Annotated in this window: 17 protein-coding genes; 13 read left to right on the top strand and 4 right to left on the bottom strand. The window is 41.3% G+C overall.

Annotated elements, in window-relative coordinates:
- Nucleotides 1–137 precede the first annotated feature (137 nt).
- The 4 genes from ACIQCO_RS18190 to ACIQCO_RS18175 are packed head-to-tail and all read left to right on the top strand — an operon-like array spanning nt 138 to nt 4092.
- Entirely contained in the window at nt 138–899 is a 762-nt protein-coding gene (locus tag ACIQCO_RS18190) for a DUF4430 domain-containing protein (protein ID WP_400430861.1), read from the top strand.
- A gap of 18 nt (nt 900–917) precedes the next feature.
- Nucleotides 918–1796 (top strand): energy-coupling factor transporter transmembrane component T, encoded by an 879-nt coding sequence (locus ACIQCO_RS18185; RefSeq protein ID WP_400430859.1) that lies wholly within the window; start codon nt 918–920, stop codon nt 1794–1796.
- A complete protein-coding gene (locus ACIQCO_RS18180) occupies nt 1778–3421 on the top strand; it encodes an ABC transporter ATP-binding protein (RefSeq protein WP_400430857.1) in 1644 nt (547 codons plus the stop codon). The genes ACIQCO_RS18185 and ACIQCO_RS18180 overlap by 19 nt, the downstream gene beginning before the upstream one ends.
- A complete protein-coding gene (locus ACIQCO_RS18175) occupies nt 3400–4092 on the top strand; it encodes an ECF transporter S component (protein ID WP_400430855.1) in 693 nt (230 codons plus the stop codon). Before ACIQCO_RS18180 ends, ACIQCO_RS18175 begins: the two co-directional genes overlap by 22 nt.
- Nucleotides 4093–4172: 80 nt before the next feature.
- Here the strand turns inward: ACIQCO_RS18175 and ACIQCO_RS18170 are convergent, their stop codons facing one another.
- Nucleotides 4173–6278: a transglycosylase domain-containing protein gene (locus ACIQCO_RS18170; protein ID WP_400430853.1), complete on the bottom strand. Its 2106-nt coding sequence runs from the start codon at nt 6276–6278 to the stop codon at nt 4173–4175.
- 195 nt (nt 6279–6473) lie between these two features.
- Between ACIQCO_RS18170 and ACIQCO_RS18165 the strand changes: the two genes are divergently transcribed.
- From ACIQCO_RS18165 to ACIQCO_RS18145, 5 genes are all read left to right on the top strand, one after another.
- On the top strand, nt 6474–7172 hold the full coding sequence (locus ACIQCO_RS18165; RefSeq protein ID WP_400430851.1) for an ABC transporter ATP-binding protein: 699 nt from the start codon (nt 6474–6476) through the stop codon (nt 7170–7172).
- Nucleotides 7163–8512, top strand: coding sequence for an ABC transporter permease (locus tag ACIQCO_RS18160; protein ID WP_400430849.1), 1350 nt, complete (start codon nt 7163–7165; stop codon nt 8510–8512). Before ACIQCO_RS18165 ends, ACIQCO_RS18160 begins: the two co-directional genes overlap by 10 nt.
- Nucleotides 8513–8611: 99 nt before the next feature.
- Complete coding sequence (locus ACIQCO_RS18155; RefSeq protein ID WP_400430847.1) at nt 8612–8878, top strand: phage holin; 267 nt, start codon at nt 8612–8614, stop codon at nt 8876–8878.
- A 121-nt stretch (nt 8879–8999) separates the two neighbouring features.
- Nucleotides 9000–9206 (top strand): hypothetical protein, encoded by a 207-nt coding sequence (locus ACIQCO_RS18150; protein ID WP_400430845.1) that lies wholly within the window; start codon nt 9000–9002, stop codon nt 9204–9206.
- Nucleotides 9163–10197: an MDR family MFS transporter gene (locus tag ACIQCO_RS18145; RefSeq protein WP_400430843.1), complete on the top strand. Its 1035-nt coding sequence runs from the start codon at nt 9163–9165 to the stop codon at nt 10195–10197. Before ACIQCO_RS18150 ends, ACIQCO_RS18145 begins: the two co-directional genes overlap by 44 nt.
- Nucleotides 10198–10250: 53 nt before the next feature.
- Here the strand turns inward: ACIQCO_RS18145 and ACIQCO_RS18140 are convergent, their stop codons facing one another.
- Entirely contained in the window at nt 10251–11195 is a 945-nt protein-coding gene (locus ACIQCO_RS18140; protein ID WP_400430841.1) for an aldo/keto reductase family protein, read from the bottom strand.
- A gap of 200 nt (nt 11196–11395) precedes the next feature.
- On the opposite strand from ACIQCO_RS18140, the gene ACIQCO_RS18135 reads away from it, so the two are divergent.
- On the top strand, nt 11396–11608 hold the full coding sequence (locus ACIQCO_RS18135) for a hypothetical protein (RefSeq protein ID WP_400430840.1): 213 nt from the start codon (nt 11396–11398) through the stop codon (nt 11606–11608).
- Nucleotides 11609–11648: 40 nt separating this feature from the next.
- Here the strand turns inward: ACIQCO_RS18135 and ACIQCO_RS18130 are convergent, their stop codons facing one another.
- The gene (locus ACIQCO_RS18130) at nt 11649–11885 is read right to left on the bottom strand and encodes a YczF family membrane protein (RefSeq protein WP_400430838.1); all 237 of its coding nucleotides are present in this window, start codon (nt 11883–11885) and stop codon (nt 11649–11651) included.
- Nucleotides 11886–12061: 176 nt separating this feature from the next.
- Here ACIQCO_RS18130 and ACIQCO_RS18125 point away from each other — a divergent pair, with 176 nt between their 5' ends.
- Genes ACIQCO_RS18125 through ACIQCO_RS18115 form a run of 3 tightly spaced genes read left to right on the top strand, consistent with a single transcriptional unit; the run spans nt 12062 to nt 15981 of the window.
- Nucleotides 12062–13648: a spore germination protein gene (locus tag ACIQCO_RS18125; protein ID WP_400430836.1), complete on the top strand. Its 1587-nt coding sequence runs from the start codon at nt 12062–12064 to the stop codon at nt 13646–13648.
- Complete coding sequence (locus ACIQCO_RS18120) at nt 13648–14853, top strand: Ger(x)C family spore germination protein (RefSeq protein WP_400430834.1); 1206 nt, start codon at nt 13648–13650, stop codon at nt 14851–14853. The genes ACIQCO_RS18125 and ACIQCO_RS18120 overlap by 1 nt, the downstream gene beginning before the upstream one ends.
- Nucleotides 14854–14874: 21 nt before the next feature.
- Complete coding sequence (locus tag ACIQCO_RS18115; RefSeq protein WP_400430833.1) at nt 14875–15981, top strand: GerAB/ArcD/ProY family transporter; 1107 nt, start codon at nt 14875–14877, stop codon at nt 15979–15981.
- Nucleotides 15982–16036: 55 nt separating this feature from the next.
- Here the strand turns inward: ACIQCO_RS18115 and ACIQCO_RS18110 are convergent, their stop codons facing one another.
- Nucleotides 16037–17677 carry a PAS domain S-box protein gene (locus ACIQCO_RS18110; protein WP_400430831.1) on the bottom strand — a complete coding sequence of 547 codons (1641 nt, stop codon included), beginning with the start codon at nt 17675–17677 and terminating at the stop codon, nt 16037–16039.
- Nucleotides 17678–17724: the final 47 nt, after the last annotated feature.

Here is a 17724-nt window from a genome sequence, read left to right as displayed (position 1 = left end):
AAGGTGCCATTTCAGCTAATTTTAGACGAAATGACACCTTTTTTATATTCCCTCAAAATGAAAAGACAAAAAAACGTAAGTTTTTCAGTGCCCTCTTGTCAGCTGGAGGGGGCATGGATAGGAGGTCCACATACACCATGAAGAGAATCTTAAAAGCAACTGCATTATTATTCGTTTTGTTTGCTGCCGTCAGTTTGGCTGGCTGTGGTTCGACCAAGGAGACCGTGAAGGAAACAAAGAAAGAAGCAATAAAAACGGAAGAAACTGCGAAACAGGCGGAACAAACGCAACAAGTGGAAGAAAGTCCTAAGGCAGATGCAGCCGAAGAGCAACAGGCAGCACCGGAGAAAGAGGCTGAATCGGCTAGTACCCCATCGCCAGAGAAGGAAACAGAAAAGCAGGCTGCAAAACCGGAAACACCTGTACAAAATACTCCAGCAAGCCAAGCGAAACCTGAAACAAGTAAGGCAAATACGGCGGCGTCCCCAAGCAAAAGCAGTCCGGCACCGGCCGCTCAGCCGAGTAAGCCAGCAGCACCAAGCACCCCGCCACCAACGAATCCGCCAAAGGAAACGCCAAAACCTGAACTGGCAGTGACCATTTCGATTGCCGGGCCAAAGGATAGGGGCACAATTCTCGGTGCAACAAAGGTGAATTTTAAAGATGGTGCAACGATTTTTGATATTATTTCACAAGCAGCCAAAAAACATGGTATCGTAGTTGATTCGAGAGGCAGCGGAGCTACCGCTTATATCGAAGGAATTGACAATATTTATGAGTTTGATTATGGTGTCAAGAGCGGCTGGATATTTAAACAAAATGGTGTTAGTCTGACAAAAAGTATCGGAATTGTAAAAGTAAAAGACGGTGATCGGATTGAATGCTTCTATACTGAATAACGAGGGGAGGAACGAGTAATGGAAAACCGGTTTGCACGCTTCCATCCGCTTGTTTCTTTCCTTTTCTATGCTGGTTCAGTATCACTGTTAATCCTGATGCTCCATCCTATCTTTTTAGGGACAGCGTTAGTGATTATTGTGTTGATTAATTTTTTCCATGATCGCTTATCAGGACTGCGGCGCTGGAAGTTTTTTCTCATCACGAGTTTTGTTTTGATGATTATCTTGAATCCGTTATTTAATGAAAGAGGGCGGCATTTGTTATTCGAGGCGGGGACTCATCGGGTAACATTGGAAGCAGTTGTTTATGGCGGCATGAATGCGATATCCATCATCGGGGTGATAGCCCTGTTTGTTTCCTACAACGTCGTCATGACACCGAATAAGCTTTTATTCTTATTCGCAAAAATCTTGCCTCAGTTTGCCGTCCTGCTTATGCTGACACTGCGCTTTATTCCATTAATGAGGAGGAGATTGGAAGAAATTTCAGTCGTCCAAAGAAGTAAAGGATTTTCCGTTAGTCACGGTAAATGGAATCGAAGAGTTAGGACGGGAATGCTTTATGTTCAAACCCTGTTGACCTATTCCCTTGAAGAGGCAATTCAAACAGCGGACTCAATGAAAGCGCGGGGCTATGGGATGAGCACCCGTTCATCCTATGAATATTATAAATTTCGAAGTGCGGATGTGCTGGCAATCATTTATCTTGTCATCCTACTCTCCTTGATTATTTCTTGCCGAGCTTTTGGCTATGGCTTTTTAACCGTGTATCCAGTCATGGAAGCATGGAAATTATCACATCTAGATACGGGTGCGCTAACATGCTATCTGATGTTTTTATGTTTCCCACTATTCGTTGAAGCAGGTGGATGGTTCCGATGGCGTTTATCGAATTAACAAATGTAACATTTACATATCCGGATTGTTCAGAACCAGCAATAAACAATCTTTCATTAAAAATTAACAAAGGCCAATTTGTCGTCCTTTTTGGTGCCTCAGGTTCAGGGAAAAGTACACTTTTAAAACTTTTGAAAAAAGAAATCCAACCGCACGGTAAGCTTATGGGCAAAATTGTAATTGATGGACGTCCCGTTCAGGATACAGAAGGTCTCGCCAATGATATTGGCTTTGTTTTTCAAGATCCGGAAAATCAGCTGGTTGCGGATGATGTTCTCCATGAAATGGTCTTTGGACTTGAAAATATCGGACTGCCGCCAAATGAAATGAGAAGCCGGGTTGCGGAAATGGTCCATTTCTTTGGTGCTGAGTCGCTGCTGGCGCGGAAATCCTATCAGCTTTCCGGGGGGAAGAAGCAGCAAATTAATCTGGCATCTGTGCTGTTAATGCAGCCGAATATTTTATTATTAGATGAGCCGACAGCCCAGCTTGATCCTGTTAGTACAAGAGAATTTTTAGATATGCTAAAGCGGCTGAACGATGAATTCGGGATGACGATTATTCTTGCTGAGCACCGTCTTGAGGAAGTGTTTACCTTAGCGGATCAAATTATCATGATGGAAAACGGCCAGGTTCAAATTGAAGGAGAGCCAAAGGCGGTAATCCCAAAGATTTGGAATTCTGCAAACAGAGACTATGTCCCTAGTATTCCTGGGTTATTTTTGAGGATGAACGGCGAGGGAAGTGTCCCTTTAACCGTGAAAGAAGGCCGGAGCTGGGTGCAAAGGGCAATGGCGGATGCTTATGGAGAGGTAAAGCAAATATCGACTCCCCTTGATGGTGATATTCGGATTAGGGCAAAATCGATTTCTTTTCGTTATGAGAAAAAAGCTGAATATATTTTGAATGAGCTTGATTTGAGCCTGAAAAAAGGGGAGTTTTACGCGCTATTGGGCGGTAACGGTTCTGGTAAATCGACGTTTTTAAAGGTGATGGCTGGACTGTTGAAGCCGGAAGTTGGAAAAGTTTTTTATGATAGAAAGCCTTTGAAAAGTTATAAGGATCATGAATTAACAAGAAGAATCGGCTATTTGCCCCAGAATCCTAAACTCTTTTTTCTTCAAGATACGGTTGAAAAAGAAATCAGGGAGACCATTGCCCAGTGGGAATTGTCTGATGCCGCTGAAGCAGACACCCTGTTAGACCAATTAGGGATTGCTCATGTGAAAACAAGTCATCCCTATGATTTAAGCGGCGGTGAGCTCCAAAAGGCGGCGCTTGTTTGTTTGCTGTTACGAAAGCCTGAAGTGCTTCTGCTTGATGAGCCGACCAAAGGATTGGACCCGATTTCAAAAAGAAGGTTAGCGGAGATTCTCCTTGAACTTAATGCAGCAGGAATGACCATTTTCATGTCCACACATGACATTGAGTTTGCTGCCCAGTATGCAACAAAATGCGGGATGATGTTTCAAGGTAACATTACCTCAGAGGACATACCGAGGAGATTCTTTAAAGGAAATTTCTTTTATACAACGATGATTCAAAGAATCTTCCGCGATTTGGCGGAAAAGGCCCCGATGACGCTTGAGGAGGTAAGAAGGCAGTGCGCTTTAACAAAACTGTAAAAACAATAGTGCTCCTCTTGCTTGCTTCAGGCTTTTTGGTTCTGACTTTTTGGTTTGAAAATGCTTATTTATGGTTAAGCTTTGGATTTGTCTTGCTTTCAATTTTGTTGTTTTTGGTGCGCTTTGAAAGCCGGAAAGTAGAGCCGAGGGAATTGGTTCTTTTGGCTGTCTTAGCTTCGATTGCAGCAGTGGGACGGATTCCGTTTGCCAGTATACCTAGTGTACAGCCGACCACCTTTGTCATAATGATGTCGGGATATGTTTTTGGTGCTGAAAGCGGGTTTTTGATTGGTGCTGTAGCAGCACTTGCATCCAATATGATTATGGGGCAAGGTCCGTGGACCCCCTGGCAAATGACGGCTTGGGGATTGGTTGGTCTTACGGCAGGGTTATTGCGGAAGTCGTGGCTAATGAATTTGAAATGGGGCCGGATTTTCTTTGGAGCTGTTTGGGGATTTTTGTTCGGCTTTATTATGAACATTTGGGGATTTTTAGCTGTGGTCCAGTCCGGCACCGGAGTAAGTTTAAAAGCATTTCTTCTCTATTTCGCTGGAAGCGCTATGTTTGACACCTTTCATTCCGTCTCAAACGTAATATTGTTACTGGTGTTTGGTGATGTTTGGCTAAAAATATTAACAAGATTTAAGCGGAAATATGGACTGCTTGAGTAAATATTGACTAAAGATTTTGGTGTATTAAGTGGTATATAATATGTTTGGTAAAGACATAAAGCACGCCGTTGAACGGCGTGCTATTTTCCAATGCTTTTCGCTTTTTCGATTAATGAATCGATACCTTCTCCAATCTTATATAACGCCTTGTCCAAGCCCTTTTTCCATCCTGGGGCTTTTTCTTTTATGGTTGAACCAATCTCTTGGGCGTTTTTATTTAATTCTTCGCCTATTTTCTTCGCCTGCTCATTGAGGCTTTGCTTAGGCGGTGCTTCGCCTGCCAGCTGGGCATTAATCGAACCAACCTCAAAGTTTTCTTTTGGCAGATGGCGCAATGACTCATTCATTATTTCTTTGAAAATCGGAACCACATTGGCCGAGCTAGAACTCGGCAGGTAATGCTCGCGGTCTGTTTTGTCATAACCAATCCAAATCGCGCCAACAAGGTTAGGGGTGTATCCGACCATCCATTGATCCTTTGTTCCATTTACATTGTTAAATGGCAGCTGGGTCGACCCTGTTTTTCCGGCAATTTGTACATTTGGAATATGGGTGCGTTTGCCTGTGCCGGACTCCACGACGTTAAGGAGCATCGAGGTCATTTCACCAGCCACTTTATCCGAAGTCACCTTTGTCGTCTTCGCTTTCCTTTCGACAATGATATTTCCTGTCGGCCCGACAATTTTTGTAATTAGATGGCTTTCCTGCCGCGTCCCGCCATTAGCAAAGGCGGAAAAGGCATTCGCCATTTGCAGCGGCGAAACTCCCTTACTCATGCCGCCTAGCGCAATCGCTAAATTCTTGTCTTCCTTTACAACAGGAATGCCAAATCGATTTAAGGCATCAAGCCCCTTGTTTAAGCCGACCTCATTAAGGAGCCAGACAGTGGGAATATTTAACGATTCTTCGAGTGCTTTATACATTGGCACTTTTCCTTGATAGGTTTTTGAGAAATTTTCCGGTTTGTAATTTTTTCCGAATGTAGTTGGCTCATCTACTAATTCTGATGAATAGTTGTAACCATTTTCAAGCGCCGGTGTATAGACAACCAGCGGTTTTATCGTTGAACCCGGCTGAGCCTGTAATTGTGTTGCCCGGTTAAAGCCGCGGAAAACATGCTCACCACGCCCGCCGACAAGGGCGCGGACACCGGCGGAAGCGGGATCCATTAACACAGAGCCGCTTTGAACTAAGGTATTTCCTTTTCCGCTTGGAAACAACGATTTATTTTGATACACTTTTTCAAGTCCTGCTTGCAGGTTTTGATCCATTTCGGTATAAATTCGGTATCCTCGTGTTAAAATCTCTTCCTGCGTTAATCCATAGCGGTTGATCGCCTCATTTAACACGGCGTCAACATAATAAGGATATTTTCGTTCCACATAACTGCCGCCGCCATCGTGAAGGCGGATTTTTTCTTGTTTTGCCGCTGCGGCTTCATCAGCGGTGATCATTCCTAATTCTTTCATTTTATCTAAAACTACATTGCGCCGTTTTATCGCCAAATCATAATTTTTATACGGGTCCAGATAATTTGGCGCATGGAGAAGTCCTGCAAGCATCGCGGCTTCGCTGATGCTGACATCTTTAATGTCTTTATTAAAGTATTTCTTCGAGGCATTGCTAATTCCCCAGGCTCCACTCCCGAAATAAACTTGATTGAGATACATTTGCAGAATCTCATCTTTTTTATAAACCTTTTCGATTTTTACGGCTAAAAATAATTCCTCAGCCTTTCGTTTATAGGTGCGTTCGGGTGAGAGAAGCGCATTTTTCGTCAACTGCTGTGTCAACGTACTGCCGCCGCCAGTAATTCTTCCGTGAAGCAAGTTGCCGAAAAAAGCACGGGCGATTCCCTTGACATCAAAACCGCCATGTTCATAAAACCTTTCATCTTCAATCGCCACGACGGCATTTGGCACAAACTTCGGCAGTTCCGCGATTTTCACGCCTTTTGTTCGATTGGTAGCAACATTGCTTGCAACTTTGCCATTTATATCATAGATGACCGTCGGCTCATTTAGGCCTTCCTGGAGCGATTGCACATTTGCTCTCGTGGCGAGCCAGGCAAAATATAGAATTACCGACAGCACGACAACCAGGAGGATTAAGAGCAAAATTTGTGTGAGGTGTTTCCGTTTCCAGAAACGGACGATTATTTCCCATAATGAATGCAGCTTTTCCATACATGCTCCTTACTTTCAAAAAGGATTTTTCAATTCATTTATTATAAGTTTTTCCGGGTGAAAAGACTAGCAAAAGCATTTTTTTGCTACTACTATTCCCTTTTAGCGTAAATTTAAAAATTTTTTTAAATTTTATGTAGGGGTTTGTTAAAAGTTCTTCGTCTATTAGGGTGAAATGATAGGGAGGAAGAAATAATGATTACAATAAAAAAGTTAAGCCATGATTTTGTGATTGGGAAAAAAGGTAGACAAACAATTATTCCGGTCCTAAGAGATATTTCTTTTTCGGTCGAAAAAGGGGAAATTGTTACGATTGTGGGCAGAAGTGGCTCGGGTAAATCGACGCTATTAAATTTGGTCAGCGGTTTTATTCATCCTAAAGAGGGTGAAATCTGGATTAGCGGGGAAAAGGTTTCTGACTTGAATGAAGCGAAATTTGCAGATTTCCGGATTCATAATCTCGGATTTATTTTTCAAAGCTTTCAATTGATTCCAAGTATGACAGCCTTTCAGAATGTAGAACTGCCGCTGATATTAAAAGGTATAAATGAGGGAGAACGAAGAAAGCAAACCGAGGAGATGCTGAAGAAAGTCGGGCTGCTGGACTATCAGGACCATTATCCTGGGGAACTGTCAGGCGGACAGCAGCAGCGGGTCAGTATCGCCCGTGCCTTGATTGTCAATCCGCCGATTATCCTTGCTGACGAACCAACAGGAAGTCTTGATAGTGAAACAGAGGAAGAATTACTGCACTTCATCAAGGAATTGAATCGGGATATGGGTATCACGTTTTTGATTATTACCCACGATGATAAGGTGGCAGAAATTGGCGATCGCACCATTGAATTAAGGGATGGACGGATTGTTGAGGAGGTTAGATTGCTATGCAAATAAAAGATCAATTTCGCTTCGTGCGCCAAAATATGAAGAAAAATAAGACACGCGTGTTTATGACCATCCTAGCAACGGCAATGGGCTGTGCTTTCCTGATCGTTCTAGCGTCGGTTGGTTTTGGTTTACAGAAATCGGTTGTCAAGGAAATGACCGAACAGCGGGTCATTACGCAAATTGATGTTCATGGGAAAGAGGGGGATGAACAAGGTGGTTTTCGTCCAGTAAACGAGAAGGATATTCAAATTTTTGAAAAGGTTAAAGATGTTAAGGCTGTTACTAGACGAAAAATGCTTCGACAGGAAGGCAATTTTTCGATTGGAAACTATCAAGAACCGGCGCAAACGTTTGTCGCGAACTTCCCATCAGAAGTGAAAGCGGGCCTTGAATTGTCAGAGGGCAGGCTCCCAAAAGGGCAGGATGAAGTGGTAGTAGGTTACAATTTTCCGATAAATCTTGCTTTGAAGGACGCTCCTGATGATCGATATGACAATAAGGGGCAATTAAAGGCAGAGTACCGATACACCGGCAAATTGATTGGCGAGAAACTTGAAATAACGGTTAGACAGTTAAAGGATGGGAAACAAGAGGAAAAGACGATTCCTTTGACAGTGGTAGGAATTTCGAAAAAGCCGACAAGAGAGTGGGCGGAAGATAGAAGTGTGTTTATTTCTGATACGATATTAACAGAAATTGAGAATTTTACTGGGACACCTAAGGGATATTTACTTGATGGCAATAGTGAAGTTCCAACGGACCAAGACGTCCATGAAAATTCGTTCGATGAAGTGAAGATTTATGCAAAAAATATGGAGGCAGTCCAAGGGATAACGGACAAGTTAAAAGATATGAAATACGCAACCTATTCGGTTGTGAATGAATTGAAAGAAGTCAATATGATTTTTATGATTGCGAAGGCAGGGCTCATCTTTATTGGGACCATTGCTATTCTTATTGCGTCGATTGGAATTTATAATACGATGACGATGGCGGTTACAGAGCGGGCGCCTGATATTGGCATCATGAAAGCAATTGGTGCGAATCCAAAAACAATCAAACGAATTTTTCTGCTAGAAAGCAGCTATATTGGCTTGATTGGTGCGCTCGTCGGAACACTCGTTTCCTATGGGATAAGTTACGCTGTCAATTTTGCAATTCCATTAATCATTAAACAAGCATTCGGAAAAGAGACAGAACTTAATATCATTTTTAGCGATATTCCACTTATTTTACCGGTTATTTGTATTGTGATTTGTTATGGGGTGACGATTATCTCAGGATACCGCCCGGCGCAACGGGCAACGAGAGTAGATGTTTTAAAAGCGATGCGCAGAGAAGTGTAATAAATCGCGAAAACCTATGATAATCGCAGACAACCATTTCTTAGTACAAGCATATGTTAATAGAAAGAGTAATTAACATATAGGAAAGGAGATGGGATGATGATTAACTGGAAAGTCCGTTTTAAAAACCGAAACTGGGTGATTGCGTTTATTTCACAGCTGTTGATTGTCGCACAGGTAGTATTGGCGGCGTTAAACTCGTTACACATAACCGATTTTCAATTAACAGATGCCATTCAGAGTAATATCATTGCCTTGGCCAATGCCGTATTTGTTTTGTTATCGATGCTTGGGCTCGTTCAGGATCCAACCACAAAAGGCTATGGCGACAGTGCCCGGGCGTTAAAATACGAAGATCCAAATTAATCTTTTTAAGTCAGCTCCCTAGGGAGTTGGCCTTTTTATTTAGAGTAATAAAATTCTTTACAACTTTCACACAAATTGGTTTACTAAATAAGTAACCTTAAAAATTGCGAGGCAAATACATATGATGAAAGTTAAAAACTATATTGGACAATTCCATCCGATTGTCTGGGTTTTGCTAATTGGAACGGTGTTATCCAGAGGCTCCGCTTTTATGACCCTGCCGTTTCTATCAAATGGATCTGTCACCGATCATTATTGGTATAACTGTCGGGATGAGTCCGTTAATGGGGACGGTGGGGGGCTTTATTGGCGGTCACTTATCGGATAGATTTGGGCGCAAACCAATCATGCTTACCTCGTTGTTTATGGTAGCCTTTGTTTACTATGGGTTCACAGTGTCAACAGGACAAGGCTGGTTTATCTTGTTAAATGCCTTAAACGGGCTTAGTAACTCTTTCTTTGAACCAACAGCACAAGCGTTGATGGCCGATTTAACCGAAAAGACGAAGCGGATGAAGGTTTATTCATTACGATATACCGCGATGAATATCGGAGCATCCGTTGGTCCGCTTATCGGAGCGTATTTAGCCAACACCTCGGCTAAGTTATCCTTTGGCATAACAGGGACAATCTATTTGCTTTACGCGCTTGTATTGGTTTACTTTTTAAAAAGGCTCGTTGTACCAGTACCGCAAGAAGAAAATAGCAAGAAGGTTGTATCCTTTGGTGCTGCTTTTCGGATTATTAAAACAGATAAGGCGTTACGGTATTTAATCATCGGCATCATTTTGGTCAACATGGGTTATGTTCAAATTGATTCAAACTTGCCGCAAATATTAGAAGGAACAGTCGAAAATGGCGTCTTTATTTTTTCGGTGCTGATTACGATTAATGCAGTCATGGTTGTAGTCCTGCAAATGCCAATAAGCCATCTGGCAGAAAAATTCAAGATAATGCAGGTCATGGTTGTTGGTGCCGTTTTCATGGCAGCTGGATTGATTGGCTTTAGCTTTGTTAGTGGGTGGGTAACGGCTATTGTTGCCATCGTCTTATTAACCTTGGGAGAAATATTAATCTTTCCTTCCAACAGCATGATGATTGATCAGCTTGCCCCGGAACATCTGCGTGGCACCTATTTCGGAGCCGCCCAATTTCGTAAAATTGGCAACTTCCTTGGCCCGGTCTTTGGCGGTTATCTTCTTAGCCATTTCCAAGGACAAATCATGTTTTGGGTAATCGCACTCGTAACGCTCGGAAGTATCATTTTCTTCACTGCCGGTAATAAATCTAGGGTAACTGGAGCAGAAGAAGCGGTTTAAGGATTACAAAATTAAAAATGCCTCTGGATATAAAATCCAGAGGCATTACTATGTTATCTTAAAATGTCCTCGATTGTTGCAAGTGTTTCTGCACTTAATCTCACACCTGAAGCTTTAACGTTTTCTTCGACTTGCTCTGGGCGGCTTGCACCCACTAATGCACTTGCAACATTACTTTGTCTTAAAATCCAGGCGAGGGCAAGGTTGGCAAGCGAAAGATCGTTTTCTTGGGCCACTCCTTTTAATAATTCTACCTTATCGAGATTCTCTTCGGTTAAGAAACCAGATAGGCTGCTGTATTTTTCCTGTGCGGCCCGAGTACCTGCAGGAGCTTTTTCACCTTTTTTATACTTACCTGTTAAGACGCCTTGGGCGAGCGGTGACCAGACGACCTGCCCGATTCCATGTTTCTCAGAAACTGGAAGGACTTCTTTTTCAATATAGCGCTGCAGCATGCTGTATTGCGGCTGATTGACAACAATCCGGTCGAGAAGCTTCTTATCAGCGAGATGAACAGCTTCGCTAATTTGTTCTGCCGTCCACTCACTCACACCCACATAGAGGACCTTTCCTTGGCGGACAAGGTCATCAAGTGCGCGCAATGTCTCGTCGAGCGGTGTTTCGGCGTCAAATCGATGGCAATAATAAATGTCGACATAGTCCGTATTAAGACGTTTTAAGCTTGCATGGCATTGTTCGATTACATGTTTGCGCGATAAACCTCTGTCGTTGGGGCCATCGCCCATTGGCCAAAATACCTTCGTAGCCAATACAAACGAATCACGGGCATATTTCTTTAGTGCCTTGCCCACAACAACCTCGGCTTCACCGCGCATGTAAACATTGGCTGTATCAAAAAAATTTATTCCTAAGTCGTATGCTTTATCAATCGATGCAGCTGCATTTTGTTCTTCCACATAACCACCATATGTAAGCCAGCTGCCCAAACTTATTTCACTTACCTTCAATCCTGTTTTTCCTAAGCGGCGATATTCCATGATTATTCCCCCTTGAAAAATTTCGAAACTCAAAATAAAAGTACTACATTGAGAGGTAAATTGTCTACTATTTAGCAACTTTTCTGATAAAATAAAGGGTAGGAAGTAATTGTAAAAGAATGGTAAGCGCAACATAGTTGGTACTTCTTTAGTTGATATTCGAATAGGATAAATCATCTATTTGAAAAGGGGTCCTTAGTATGTCATTTTGGATAACTATTTGTGGACTATTTTTTGGAATATTGATTATCATCGAGGAATTAATCTATTATAGTTGGAATCGCTATGTGTACGGACCGAATCTGGAAAGGAAAAGGAAATGGAAGAAAAGATTAACCGCAGTTTTTAGGCTGTTTAAACGAAAGCAGCAAACAGAAATCCATGAAATGGAAAGTGAAAAGAGCTCGCATTAAACCAATGCCGGGCTCTTTTCTTTTTCTTAAGGAATAAAGATCAGTTTGCCGGTTGATTGTCTTTTTGTTTCTTTTTAAGGTAGGAACCAATTAAGGTAAATATAAAAAATAGAACAAATAAGAGAATAATAATATATTCAGCAGTCTCCATAACCCGAAAAGGATTTAGTGCTTTCCATATTATTCCTCGTCTTACGATGCCCATTAATAGATCTATCATCATAATTAAGGAGAACATTCCAGTAGCTAATACAATGGTTACAAGAAATAGTTTCACGAGAGTCACCTTCAGTCCACATTATTAATAATGTTTGGATTTTAAGGATTCCTTATACAAGAATATTTACAGGTATCTTGGTAGAAATGGATATATAAGAGTGCATTGGGTAAAATACCCATTATGATCATTTCTTAGAAGGTGAGGCGGAACTTGTGTCGATTTTGTCGAAGATTTTGAAAAAGAAACAAAAACAGCGAAAGAACGATAATTACAGACAGCAGCAAGATCCGCAAAAACCAGAAAATTCGCCTATCCTTCGTGAATATAAAGATAATATCTCTCGAATAAAAGGGGAGTTTGGAAATAGTAACGATATCGTGATTCGGGAAATAGTTCACTGCAAGCATCGAGGTGCACTCGTTTATGTCGATGGATTAGCTGACAGCCGAGTCATTAGCGACTTTATTTTGGAATCGTTTAATGAAAATGATAACGTGATGGATGGAATGGATTATTTCCAATTTATGATTGAGAAAGCTGTCGCTCTAGGGAGTAATGAAGTCATTCATGATTGGAATCAGGTTTATGACACGCTTCTTTCAGGCAACACGATTATCTTTCTAGAGGGTTACAATAAAGCAATTAGCGGTGAAACAAAGGGGTGGGAAAAGCGTGCAATTACGGAACCCTCAACCCAATTATCAATAAGGGGGCCAAAAGATTCCTTTACTGAAACGCTCCGGACAAATACAGCCTTATTACGGCGGCGGATTAAGAGTCCGAATTTATGGCTTGAGTCGATGAGAATTGGCACTGTTTCACAAACAGATATCGCCATTATGTATATCAAAGGGATTGCCAATGAAAAAATCGTCGAGGAAGTTAAAGAAAGATTAAAACGAATTAATATCGATTCTATTCTTGGTTCCGGATATATTGAACAATTAATTGAAGATCAATCGTGGACAACATTTCCGACCACGTATCATTCAGAAAGACCTGATGTGGTTACATCACAATTACTTGAAGGAAGAGTTGCCATCATCGTAGACGGGACCCCGTTTGTTATTACAGCACCAGCTGTTTTTATTCAATTTTTTCAGGCGGCTGATGATTATTATTCACGGTTCGATATTTCAACTGGAGTCAGGCTGCTTAGGATTTTAGCGTTTTTTATTGCCTTGTTAGGACCTGCTGTCTATATTGCTGGAACGACCTTTCATCAGGAAATGATTCCGACAACGATGGCGATTGCGATTGCTGCACAACGAGAAAATGTTCCTTTCCCCGCCTTTGTTGAGGCGTTAATTATGGAAGTTACCTTTGAAATATTAAGGGAGGCCGGGTTAAGGCTGCCGCGTGCGGTTGGTCAAGCGGTTTCCATCGTAGGGGCACTGGTAATCGGCCAGGCAGCTGTGCAGGCTGGTTTTGTTTCACCGGTTATGGTTATTGTTGTTTCGATTACAGCGATCGCGAACTTTTCTACGCCAGTTTTTGCGATGGCGATTGCGGCCAGATTGATCCGCTTTGTTCTGATGGGATTAGCCACTATTTTAGGTTTCTATGGAATCATGTTAGGACTCATGTTTATGTCGATTCATTTATGTTCATTACGTTCATTTGGGATTCCATACATGATGCCACTTGCACCTTTTAACATTCGAAATCAACAAGACATTTTTGTTCGTTTTCCGATATGGGCTATGAAATATCGACCGATGTTTATCAGTAAAGGGAATATGGTAAGATCGGGAGAAAGTCAAAAACCAGGACCGCCTAAAAATGGGGATGATAATCAATCTTCAAAAGGGGAATCATGATGAGGAAAATTTTTGTGATTTCTTTACTAATGATTTTGGTGGTTCCTTTCCTAAGTGGCTGCTGGAATCAAAAGGAGTTAACCGACCTAGCTTTTGTCATGGCAATGGGCTTTGACAAGGGAGAAAATAAAAAATTTGAGGTTTCGTTTCAGATTGTAAATCCCGGCAATGTATCATCAGGGCAAAACGGCGCCGGGCAGGGGCTGCCGATTGCTGTTTATAAGAGCGCCGGTAATACCCTGACAGAGGCGGCTAGAAATGCGACCAAAATGATTTCGCGACGGTTATATTATTCGCATACGAATTTAATTGCCATAAGCGAGGAAGTAGCAAGGGATGGGATCCTTGATGTGATGGATGCGTTGGACAGGGATCCGGAATTTAGAACGACTACCCAGATTGTGGTAGCAAGACATTCTACTGCGGAGGAATTGGTTTCAGCACTTACCAACCTAGATAAACTGCCTGTTAATAAGATTACCAAAGAGCTTAAAACGACAGAAAGTATGTTAGGTGAGAACACAAGAGTTAATATCGATGATTTCCTTGCCGGGCTTGTCAGCAATGGAAAAGAACCCGTTGTTAATGGCTATATCGTTAAAGGCAATAAGGAACATATAGGGAGAGCAGATGATCTGCAAAAATCAAAAACAGAGACTTTTCTTGAAGCGAATGGATTAGCCGTTTTTAAAAATGGAAAACTAACTGGCTGGTTTGAACATGAAAAGGCGCGCGGAGTGGTGTACGTTTTGGATAAGGTTCAAAGCACAGATATTAATATCCCTTGGAATGGAAAGAAGCATGCGATAACCATGGCCCCGATTCGCTCAAAAACAAAAGTTTCCGTTCAGGTTAAAAACGGAAAGCCCATCATAAATATAGCGATTGAAGATGAAGGCTGGATAAGCGAAGCGAATACAGATGTCGACTTAACGAATCCAAAGGTCATCGAAAAAATTGACAAGCTCGTTGAAAAAGAAATTAAACAGCAAGTGATAGAATCTATTAAAGACGCCCAAAAAATAAAGAGCGATATATTTGGGTTTGGGGAAAAAGTTCATCGGGCCAACCCGAAACTATGGAAGAAATTAAAAGGGAATTGGGACAACCAATTTGCTGAACTTAAAGTGAATGTGAAGGTAGATTCCTATGTTCGGCGCGAGGGGATTCGGACGAATCCGTTTTGGTTTAATATGAATAAATAGCCCTGTTAAAGGTGGATAGTTATGGAAAAGGCAAAAATAAAAGCATCCCAAATGTTTATTCTGGTCGTCTTGTTTGAAATGGGCAGTGCTATTCTTGTTGGTCTCGGCGTTCAAGCGAAACAGGACGCCTGGATGGCTGTCTTGTTAGGATTAATGGGAGGGTTATTGCTTTTTCTCATCTACTATCGTCTTTTTATGTATTATCCAGATCTTCCCCTTACCAGTTATCTTCAAAAGATAACCGGTAAATGGATTGGTGGATTACTTGGTTTGTTATATATCATCTATTTCATCTATATGGCCACAAGGGTTTTGCGCGACTTTGGGGAGTTATTAACAACGACCATCTATACAAGTACGCCGCTAATTGTCATTAATTCCTTGATGATTCTTACCATTATGTATGGGATTCATAAAGGGTTTGAAGTAATCGCAAGAGTTGGGGAACTATATTTTGGAATTGTCTACTTTATGGCGATTGCCGGCATTATTTTAATTTCTGTTTCCGGATTAATTCATATTGAATTCCTTCAACCCGTTTTCGAGTATGGCTGGAAGCCTGTGGTTGGTACAGCTCTTAAGCAAACACTCACCTTTCCATTTGGGGAGATGGTTGTCTTTACGATGTTCCTCCCGTTTTTAAATGATCACAAAAAAGTGAAGTTAGCCTGTATGGGTGGGATGATTTTAGCCGGAATTAACGTAGCGATCACTGCGGCAATAAATGTTGCAACATTAGGGGCAGAACTGTTTTCTCGCTCCAATTTCCCATTATTGACTACAATCGGCAAAATTCAATTGGCCAATTTTATTGAACGCTTGGATGTATTATTTATGCTCTATTTAGTGATTGGCGGTTTCTTTAAAATATCGTTGTATTTCTATGCTGCAGTGGCTGGAACAGCGGATCTTTTCAAGTTTAAAAACCACCAGATGCTTAGCTTTCCGATTGGTTTCATTATCTTGATTGCATCGGTAACGATTGCATCGAATTATGCAGAACATATAAAGGAAGGACTGGATGTCATCCCGATTTATTTGAATTGGCCATTACAAATTATCATTCCATGCTTCCTGCTGATTATTGCCTTTTTTCGAAATAGGAAGAAGAAAGCGAGCGCCAATTAGGGCAAAGCCAATAAAAAACCGACTTCCTTTTATGGAGTCGGTTTTTTAGCTTGTCCTAATTAGAATGAATCTGTGTAATCGGCAGCATCACTTCAACAGATGTTCCTTGATTTTTTTCACTTTCAAACCGAATCGTCCCTTTGTGAGATTGAACAATTTTGAAGCTGACTGTTAACCCTAAGCCTGTCCCTTTTTCTTTTGAAGAATAGAACGGTTCGCCAATTTTCGCTAATCTTTCCTTTGAAATCCCGGATCCATTGTCTTTTACGGTAATTAAAACCTTATCGCCATCAACCTTTTCTAAACCAATCGAAACGGTGCCGCCATTAATTGAGGCTTCAATCGAATTCTTAATAATATTGATGAACAATTGTTTTAGCTGATTTGGCTCGCATTCAATTAGCAGGGCCTCTTTTGGAAAAATAGAATCGATTTGCACATTATATAAACTTGCTTCGGTACTTAATAACGAGACCACGTCATTCAGCAGCTTTTGAATTTCTGCATTTGTGAATTTTAGAACCTGTGGTTTTGCCAGCAGCAAAAGCTCTCCGACAATGTGATTGATGCGGTTTAACTCATCAAACATGATTTGATAATAGAATTGATGCTTTTTATCTTCCGTTTGCAGAAGCTGGACGAAACCCTTTAGCGAAGTAAGCGGATTGCGGATTTCATGGGCCACACTGGCAGATAACTCCCCGACAACGGACAGCTTTTCCGTTCTTCTAAGCCGCTCCTCTGTTTTCCGCAATGAAGTCAAATCTCTTCCGTACCCGATAATTCCAGTGGTAACGCCATTAATAACCATCGGAACCGATGTACATTGTAAAGTAATCGTTTCACCAAAAGCATCTGGTAATTTAATCTCAAACATAAGCGGTTTAATTTCTTCAACTACTGAGGAGAAAAAATTCTTCATGTACCTTTTATATCTTTTCGGTAAAAAGGTATTTATATTGCTGCCTATTATGTCTTCCCGCTTGTAACCGGTAATCCCATCGAATTGCGGGTTCAAGTTAGTAATAATCCCATCCAAATCCATCATATAAACGATATCAGGACTGTATTCAAATAATGATTTATATTGCTGCTGGCTTTCGGTTAATTGCTGTGCCATCTTCTTCCCCTCGGTAATATCGCGGCCAATAATCACTAAACCCTCTCTGCTGCCGTCAGGATTAAACAGGGGAACCTTGATGGTGTCAAATATTTTCGAAGATCCATCGGGAACAGGGAGAAATTCTTCAATCCGGGTAATTTTTCGATTTTCCCAGGCTTCCTCGTCAGATATTTCACAGTACCGAAGGGCATCGGCATAAAAGTCGGTATATTCGGCTAGCTCTGAGTCCTTTTTTCCGCGATAATCGACATTCTCCAGCTGGAATAATTGCAAACCAAAATTATTCGCTTCAATCCATCTGCCTTCGCCATCTTTAAAATTAACGAAATCGACCATCGAATTGATTAACGTGGATAGACGTTTTTGATCTTCCTTCGATTCATGTAACTCTTCTCTTTTATTGATGAAAAAGTAAATAAACCCGCCTGTAACAAGGATATATAGAACTTCTTTACCTCTTTCGATAAGCTCGATGAAGGAGGAATGCACATATTGATGTATAATAAAGTTGGAACCGTATATCCAAATAAAACTAGAAATAAAGTAGATGATGACTAGCTTCTTTTTATGCATGAAAATCTCCAATTCCTTCAAGGATGCTGTTTCCCATAATGGTAGAA

The sequence above is a fragment of the Neobacillus sp. NPDC093127 genome, assembly GCF_044754175.1.
Taxonomy (GTDB): domain Bacteria; phylum Bacillota; class Bacilli; order Bacillales; family Cytobacillaceae; genus Neobacillus.
Note: the sequence above shows the minus strand (reverse complement) of the source record. Positions and strands in the feature narration are given on the sequence as shown.

Coding starts and splice junctions, on each gene's coding strand:
- ACIQCO_RS18170 (WP_400430853.1), bottom strand. CDS start 6,278: ATGGAAAAGCTGCATTCATTATGGGAAATAATCGTCCGTTTCTGGAAA.
- ACIQCO_RS18150 (WP_400430845.1), top strand. CDS start 9,000: ATGATGAAAGTTAAAAACTATATTGGACAATTCCATCCGATTGTCTGG.
- ACIQCO_RS18185 (WP_400430859.1), top strand. CDS start 918: ATGGAAAACCGGTTTGCACGCTTCCATCCGCTTGTTTCTTTCCTTTTC.
- ACIQCO_RS18160 (WP_400430849.1), top strand. CDS start 7,163: ATGCAAATAAAAGATCAATTTCGCTTCGTGCGCCAAAATATGAAGAAA.
- ACIQCO_RS18155 (WP_400430847.1), top strand. CDS start 8,612: ATGATTAACTGGAAAGTCCGTTTTAAAAACCGAAACTGGGTGATTGCG.
- ACIQCO_RS18110 (WP_400430831.1), bottom strand. CDS start 17,677: ATGCATAAAAAGAAGCTAGTCATCATCTACTTTATTTCTAGTTTTATT.
- ACIQCO_RS18145 (WP_400430843.1), top strand. CDS start 9,163: ATGGGGACGGTGGGGGGCTTTATTGGCGGTCACTTATCGGATAGATTT.
- ACIQCO_RS18135 (WP_400430840.1), top strand. CDS start 11,396: ATGTCATTTTGGATAACTATTTGTGGACTATTTTTTGGAATATTGATT.
- ACIQCO_RS18190 (WP_400430861.1), top strand. CDS start 138: ATGAAGAGAATCTTAAAAGCAACTGCATTATTATTCGTTTTGTTTGCT.
- ACIQCO_RS18180 (WP_400430857.1), top strand. CDS start 1,778: ATGGCGTTTATCGAATTAACAAATGTAACATTTACATATCCGGATTGT.
- ACIQCO_RS18165 (WP_400430851.1), top strand. CDS start 6,474: ATGATTACAATAAAAAAGTTAAGCCATGATTTTGTGATTGGGAAAAAA.
- ACIQCO_RS18140 (WP_400430841.1), bottom strand. CDS start 11,195: ATGGAATATCGCCGCTTAGGAAAAACAGGATTGAAGGTAAGTGAAATA.
- ACIQCO_RS18120 (WP_400430834.1), top strand. CDS start 13,648: ATGAGGAAAATTTTTGTGATTTCTTTACTAATGATTTTGGTGGTTCCT.
- ACIQCO_RS18115 (WP_400430833.1), top strand. CDS start 14,875: ATGGAAAAGGCAAAAATAAAAGCATCCCAAATGTTTATTCTGGTCGTC.